Genomic DNA, 7,149 nt, shown 5'->3' with positions numbered 1-7,149 from the left:
TAAAAAGGGAATGATTCAGGATGCAACCTTTATTGTTGCAGAACCTGGACATGCCAATCAGGAGAAAATGAGAGGTGATGAGGCAAAAACAAGAAGAAGAAGCAGGGATGGGAATTGGTCAAAAAAAGGAGAAGTGGTGTATAGGGATAAGGGATATTTCGAAGTGGCGGCAAAAGGATTTGCAGCAACGATGCAAAGAGCGGCAAGAGGAAAGCCACTGAATATCAAACAGATTATGCGCAATGACAGGAGTAGTGTACAGAGGATGCCCTGTGAAAGGGTGTATGCGGTGACAAAAGGCGTATTCAAAGCGGGAAAGGTGATGGTTACGGCGTTTTGTTTCAATTTGCATCAAATGAGGACGTTAAAAAGAAAAAAGGTGGTGGACTGAGGGCGTAAGCTATCTAAAAATAAGCAGATATTTCAGAATAATTGCCCGGGAAACAGGCTAGTAGAGTAATAATAAGAACAAATTTTATAGAAGTTCTGGAAGAGGAACGTTTATCAGAATCCTCCGCATTATATCTGATAGGAGGGAATAAGAGTGATATTCAAATTCCAGAAGCCAAGCAACAATACAAAAACCAACATAAGGGCTATCCAGTCGTTTTTTTTCATTTTTAATTCGAAAAGGGATGTCCTGTAGTTGCCCTGATAACATCTGCTTTCCATTCCCATAGATATATCGTCCATCATCCTGAAGGCTCCCCTGAGCAAAGGTATCGCCAGTGAGACCAATCCTGAAATCCTCTTTTGCCTTCCCAGCCCCCTGCAGAGCTGTGCCTGGTATACTTCTTTCAGGAACCTGTTCAAAACAGGAACCAGATGAATGGAGAGGGACATCATGGTGGCAATTTCAAACGAAGTCGCTCCTAAGACCTTGCCGGACAGGGGGCGAAGTAGCCTTTCAATTCCCGCAGTCATATGAGCAGGAGAAGTCGTAGCCGTCAACAGGGAGGCAAATTGTATCAAAAGAATAAAACGCCCCACAATCCTCAGGCCCTCAAAAAGGCCTTCTGTGGTGGCTGAAAACCCATACAAATCTATAAAAATATTCCCGGGTATCAGAAATAGCTGGAATATAAAAATTAAGATTAAGAAGGGGGCAATTGGACGAAGGTTTCGCAGCAGTGCAATCCGCACAGACGAAAGATCGTACAAAACTATGAAAAATGCAAATAGCAGGACCAGACCTGTAAGATGCAACCTGAAGATCAAAATGCTGGTCAGCATCGTAGCTATTAGTTTTGTGCGGGGATCAAGCTTGTGCAAGAAGGAATCTCCGGGGACAAAACTCAAAAAATAATCAGGCATTATCCACATCTCCGGTTTCTAAGTATTCCAATTGCTTGATTGCACTTTTCACTGTAAACGTAGCCGGGTTCACTGGTAAACCCCTTGCATGCAGCCTCTTCATCAAAGCGGTTATAGGCGGTAGAGGAAGACTATCATCCAAAAGGTACTGCTGCCTTTGACCATCAAAACAAATTATTCCATCCCGCAGGTAGATAATTCGCGGAGCTACTCCCAGCAGTTTATCAAGGTGATGAGAAATTACGATGATTCCTAATCCCATATTCTGCAAGGTCTGTAGAATATGAGGGAGGCGCGTTTTTCCCTTTGTATCAAGCCCTGCAAAAGGTTCATCGAGCACCATATATCGGGGAGACTGGGCAACTATTCCTGCCAGAGACACCAATTTCTGTTCCCCTCCACTAATCCCGAAGGGAGATGCTTCAAGGAGGGATTTATCCAGACCCACTATATTTACTGCCTTGTTGACCTGCCTTTCAATATCCCTTCTATCAAAACCAAAATTAGAAGGACCAAAAGCAATATCATCATAAACCGTTTTTTCAAAGAGTTGTCTGGAAGAATGCTGAAACAGGACACCTACCATTTCTCTGACTTTTTTAACATGGAATGGACAACCATCAATTTGCACAATACCTTTGTCCGGTTCTAGCAGACCAACAAGCAGACGCAACAAGGTTGATTTGCCCGCGCCTACAGGCCCCGTCAACCCCACGATTTCACCGGGTTTTATGCACATGGATACATTTTGTAAAACTAAATTTTGCCCGTATGAAAAATTCAAATTCTTGACTTCAATTGCCAGATAGATTCCTCCAGTGTATTAACATCAGGGTTTGAAACATCGATCTCTTTCAGACCATTATTCCGCAGCCACAGGGCAAGTTCAGTAAGAGGAGGAATTGAAATACCGGAGTTTGACACAGCAGGGGAATCAAAAAACAAAGAGGATTTGCCATCATAAACAATCCTGCCCTTTTCAAAAGCTATAACCCTTTCAGCAAGATGTACCTCCTCCAGATTGTGAGTGACCATTATTATCGTCTTGCCCTTTTCATGAAGCCTGGCAATGGTTGCAAGCACCTGTTGTTTTGAGAGGGGGTCCAGCATGGACGTTACCTCGTCAAATATCACACATTCAGGCTCCATGACAAGGACACCTGCAAGGGCTGCAAGTTGCATCTGTCCGCCGCTTAGTTCCAGAGGAGATTTGCCGGCCAGATGGGATATCCCCAGCTCTGCAAGAGAACGATCTGTTTTGTTACGAATTGCTGATGAAGGGTAGGCCAGGTTCTCAAGACCAAAAGCCACGTCTTCCTCTACAGTGGCACCTACGAATTGGGTCAGAGGGTTCTGGAAAACCATACCAATTTTCCTGCGTATAGCAGTTAGATTGGAGATAGTAAATGTATCCATATCCCACACTTCCACCATACCTTCATCCGGCAGCAGTAAACCATTCAGATGTCTGACAAAGGTAGACTTACCACTACCGTTACCGCCTACTACGGCAACGAATTCACCGCTGTCAATCGACACATTGATGCTGTCAAGAACACGTTGATTTTCTTTGAAACCAAAGCTTAAATCTTTAATCTCTATCATACCAAAGATTCCGTCTTGAGGTAGCGATAAATAATGGTCGCGGCTGCAATCTTGATGATAGCTCCCGGGATAAAGGGAGCAACACCCAATGCAAATGTTTCCTGTACTCCTAGGGATGCCACATACATCAACTGGAAATAGCCGGGAATGTAGATGGCGATCATACCGGCAAGGAATATGGCAACCATACCAGCAATGGACCTGTACTGGAATTTTTCAAAGAGGAAACCAATTACAAGAGCTGCCAGAATGAAACCTATGATATAGCCCCCTGTGGGACCAACCAGCACACCGAGTCCGGAACTGCCCCCTGAAAACACAGGTAACCCTACAATACCGAGTAAAACATAGATGAACATACTTAGCATACCCCATCGAGCACCCAGTACCGCCCCTGCAAGAATTACAAATAATGTCTGCAGGGTAACAGGTACCAAACCCACCGGAATACTGATGTAAGCACCTACGGCGGTCATGGAAGCAAAAAGGGCTGCATAGACCATTTTCCTGACTGGGGGATCGGATAAATCATTGCTGTTAACCATGTGCTCTCAATGGTTAACAATATTTTTAAATTTTACCCTGAAAAGTAATCACATTAAAAAAAAAGAAGGTGATAGAAACCACCTTATCTTACATATCCATGTCCATATCAGGCATTTCGGGGGATGCCTGGTTGGAGTGAGGGGATGCTGCAACAACGTCATCGATTCTAAGAACCATGACAGCTGCTTCTGTGCCGGCGTTAATTGCCTGTGTCTTGGCACGGAGGGGTTCGATTACATTGCTCTCCCACATGTCAACAACCTCGCCGGTGTATACATTAAGCCCCATTCTCTTGTTGCCTTCTTCATGTTTGGAACGCAGTTCAACAAGTTTGTTTATTGGATCATAGCCTGAGTTTTCAGCAAGGGTCTCAGGAATTACTTCAAATGCTTCTGCGAATTTGGCAACTGCAAGCTGTTCCCTGCCACTGAGGGAAGATGCATACTCACCAAGACGCATGGAGAGTTCTACTTCCGGAGATCCGCCGCCTGCAACTACTTTGCCGTCTTCCAGAGCCACAGCGACTACGTGAAGAGCATCGTCAACTGCATGCTGGAGAGAATCTACAACGTGCTGGGTACCCCCATGAAGGATTATTGAAACAGCTTTCTTTTCCCTGCATCCTGTGACATAGGTCATCTTGTTGCCTTTTATATCACGTTCTTCTACAAGTTCTGCAGAACCCAGGTCATCGGCAGTAATTTCATCGATATCCTGAATATTGGTTGCACCGGTAGCTTCACAGATACGATCCAGATCGCTCTTTTTGAGCCTCTTGGCGGCATATACGCCAGCCTTTTCGAGGTAATATTGTGCAAGGTCATCGATTCCTTTCTGGCAGAATACAACATTTGCACCGGAATTCAGAATCTTGTCGGTCATCTGTTTGACCATCTTTTCTTCCTGGTCCAAAAACATCTGCATCTGATCCGGGGAAGATATCTTGATCTCGGCATCCATCTCGGTCTTTTTGAATTCAACCGGGATACTGAGGACAAGGATTTTTGCATCCTCTACCTTTTCGGGCATATTGGGATGTGTGCGGGCTTTATCAAGAACAAGGCCTTTTACAAGTTTGGACTCACCAACACTTTCACCAGCCTGCTTTTCTATCTTGATGTCACTTACATCTGCAACATAGCCATCATCCGTTTCTTCTCCTATGAGAGATACGGCTTCAACGGTAAGCTCTGCAAGCATTTCCTTGTGAGATTCTGCACCTTTGCCGGTAATTGCGGTTTTTGCCACTTTTTTGAGGGCTTCAGTATCGTCACGGGAAATATCTATACTTATACTTTTTACGATTTCAACCGCCTTTTTGGATGCCTGCCTGTAACCTGTTGCAATAATTGTGGGGTGTACACCTTTCTTGAGAAGTTCCTCTGCCTTGGAAAGGAATTCACCGGCCAGTACGGCTGCTGTTGTCGTACCGTCTCCGACTTCATCATCCTGGGTCTTGGCCACCTCAACGATCATTTTGGCCGTGGGGTGTTCAATGTCCATTTCCTTGAGAATGGTTGCACCGTCATTGGTGATTACCACATCACCCATTGAATCCACAAGCATCTTGTCCATACCCTTGGGACCAAGGGTAGTACGGACTGCGTTGGCAACTGCCTTGCCTGCCAGAATATTGTTGCTCTGGGCATCTCTGCCCCTTGTTACCTGACTTCCGTCTGCTAAAATGTATATCGGCTGTCCTGCCAAACTTTGACCTCCTTATATAATTATGATCCAGTAAATTGCATCAAGAAAAGAGCACTATGTACTCTCAACCTGTTCGTTCTAGATGATTGAACTTCTATATAAAAGTTGCTTGAAAGAGTGAGAAAAAGATATCGAAAATATACAGCAGATGGGTACAGTATTAACTAATATCTTATAAATAAGAAGGGGTAAAGTAGAGGAGAAGGCCTGATATGCCTACAACCGATGGTATAGGTATTTCTGAGCTACTTCCCGGCAATATTCAGTCTTCAGTCCTGAATGTCAATTAAGCATTCGTCCGGGTGGCTGACAAGCACCCCTGAGATTCCAGGATATACCTGTAATCCCGTGTTTTGTGTTCAATATTCATTGCACCGATTAGGTTAGGTCTGCATTAGTTTCATAACCACATTTTTCACATCGGAAAGATAATCGATTATGATTATTCTTAGATGTGTGGTTACACCGAATACATGTTTGAGACTATTAGTAGAAATGACAACAAAAAAGGGAGATACTCATAAGAGGCACCACCGAGGAGGGGTTAGTTAACCCCACACGGAAAAAGTGCCTCCGAAAAGTACAATGTACGTCCCGACTGAGACTTGAACTCAGGTCTAAGGCTCCGCAGGCCCCAAGGATATCCGCTACCCTACCGGGACACTCATTGACTTGGGTTCCTAATTATCTTCTCGAATATAAATGTTTGGTGGTAAAGCGTTAAACCACCAACAAAAGTTAAATCCATCAAGCATGTGATTGATAGAACATGACAATGACTATAGGCCTTGCAGGAAAGCCAAATGCAGGCAAATCAACATTCTTCAAAGCCGCAACCATGGCAGAGGTGGATATCGCCAATTACCCATTCACCACCATTGATGCCAATCGTGGGATCACCTACGTTCGCACAACCTGCCCGTGTATCGAGCGGGACAAAAGATGTGGTAACTGTGAAGACGGGATACGCTTTGTACCAATCGAGATCATCGATGTGGCCGGTCTTGTGCCCGATGCCCACCAGGGTCGCGGGCTGGGAAATGCCTTTCTGGACGAACTGAGCCAGGCCCAGGCAATCATTCACGTAATTGATGCCTCCGGCGCCACAGATATAGAGGGCAACCCTGGCGATATCGGCAGCCATGATCCCCTGGAGGATGTCGATTTCCTCAACAGGGAGATTACCATGTGGATGAAAGGTATCCTGTGTCGCAACTGGGAACGCCTGGCACGCAAAATAAAAGCAGAGAATCTAAAGGTAGAGGAAGCAATTGCAAACCAGCTCATGGGAGCCGGGGTCTGTGAAGAACATGTGAACATAGCAATAGACCAGCTCGGCAAACGCGAATATATCAAATGGGAAGATGAAGATATGTGCCAGCTCTGTGAGTACATCCGACTGCTCAGCAAACCTGTCATCATCGCCGCGAACAAACTGGATGTAGCCCCACCGGAAAATGTCGAAAACCTTGAAAAACTTGAGATTATAGTCGTACCCACAAGTGCTGCAGCCGAATTGGCCATCCGAAATGCGGCCAGTACCGGAGCAATTGATTACAAACCAGGTGATGAAGACTTTGCCATAGAGGGAAGCGACCTGAGTGAAAAACAGATAAAGGGACTGGAAAAACTTAAAAATTTCGTGGTATCCCGCAAACCCCATGGATGTGGAGTACAGGAATGCATCAACCGGGCAGTCTTTGACCAGCTCGACCTAATTGTAGTTTACCCTGTCGAAGATGAAGGGCACTGGACCGACAAGAAAGGTCGCATGCTTCCTGATGCCTACCTGGTCAAAAAAGGATCCACTGCGCATGAACTTGCATACAAGGTGCATACCGACATTGGGGACCGTTTCCTTTATGCTGTAGACGGGCGCACCCGGATGAGACTCGGAGACAAATATGAACTCAAGGACGGAGATGTTATAAAGATAGTCTCAACTGCCAAATGACATCTCAGAAGGAGGGCTTCGGG

7 protein-coding genes, 1 tRNA gene and 1 pseudogene are annotated in these 7,149 nt (G+C 45.3%); 2 read left to right on the top strand and 7 right to left on the bottom strand.

Translation table 11 applies throughout. The features are described 5' to 3' along the window. A pseudogene (locus CI957_RS07610) lies at positions 1-391 on the top strand (IS5/IS1182 family transposase); the annotation flags it as partial. Between the two features lie 128 nt (positions 392-519). On the opposite strand, the gene CI957_RS07605 reads toward CI957_RS07610, so the two are convergent. From CI957_RS07605 to CI957_RS07575, 7 genes are all read right to left on the bottom strand, one after another. After that, entirely contained in the window at positions 520-1,314 is a 795-nt protein-coding gene (locus CI957_RS07605; protein WP_164909059.1) for an energy-coupling factor transporter transmembrane protein EcfT, read from the bottom strand. After that, positions 1,307-2,098, bottom strand: coding sequence for an ATP-binding cassette domain-containing protein (locus CI957_RS07600; protein WP_096712579.1), 792 nt, complete (start codon positions 2,096-2,098; stop codon positions 1,307-1,309). Before CI957_RS07600 ends, CI957_RS07605 begins: the two co-directional genes overlap by 8 nt. Beyond that, positions 2,095-2,919, bottom strand: coding sequence for an ATP-binding cassette domain-containing protein (locus tag CI957_RS07595; protein ID WP_096712578.1), 825 nt, complete (start codon positions 2,917-2,919; stop codon positions 2,095-2,097). Before CI957_RS07595 ends, CI957_RS07600 begins: the two co-directional genes overlap by 4 nt. Next, complete coding sequence (locus CI957_RS07590; RefSeq protein WP_128754599.1) at positions 2,916-3,464, bottom strand: biotin transporter BioY; 549 nt, start codon at positions 3,462-3,464, stop codon at positions 2,916-2,918. Before CI957_RS07590 ends, CI957_RS07595 begins: the two co-directional genes overlap by 4 nt. Before the next feature lie 88 nt (positions 3,465-3,552). Next, a complete protein-coding gene (gene thsA / locus CI957_RS07585) occupies positions 3,553-5,172 on the bottom strand; it encodes a thermosome subunit alpha (RefSeq protein WP_128754598.1) in 1,620 nt (539 codons plus the stop codon). A 378-nt stretch (positions 5,173-5,550) separates the two neighbouring features. Beyond that, positions 5,551-5,643 carry a hypothetical protein gene (locus CI957_RS11160; RefSeq protein WP_292343112.1) on the bottom strand — a complete coding sequence of 31 codons (93 nt, stop codon included), beginning with the start codon at positions 5,641-5,643 and terminating at the stop codon, positions 5,551-5,553. Positions 5,644-5,762: 119 nt separating this feature from the next. Then, positions 5,763-5,834, bottom strand: a tRNA-Arg gene (locus CI957_RS07575). 107 nt (positions 5,835-5,941) lie between these two features. On the opposite strand from CI957_RS07575, the gene CI957_RS07570 reads away from it, so the two are divergent. Continuing rightward, on the top strand, positions 5,942-7,126 hold the full coding sequence (locus tag CI957_RS07570; RefSeq protein WP_105460498.1) for a redox-regulated ATPase YchF: 1,185 nt from the start codon (positions 5,942-5,944) through the stop codon (positions 7,124-7,126). Positions 7,127-7,149: the final 23 nt, after the last annotated feature.

Origin of the sequence: Methanohalophilus sp. WG1-DM (assembly GCF_004104135.1) — an archaeon.
In the GTDB taxonomy this organism is placed as follows: Archaea; Halobacteriota; Methanosarcinia; order Methanosarcinales; family Methanosarcinaceae; genus Methanohalophilus; species Methanohalophilus euhalobius.
Note: the sequence above shows the minus strand (reverse complement) of the source record. Positions and strands in the feature narration are given on the sequence as shown.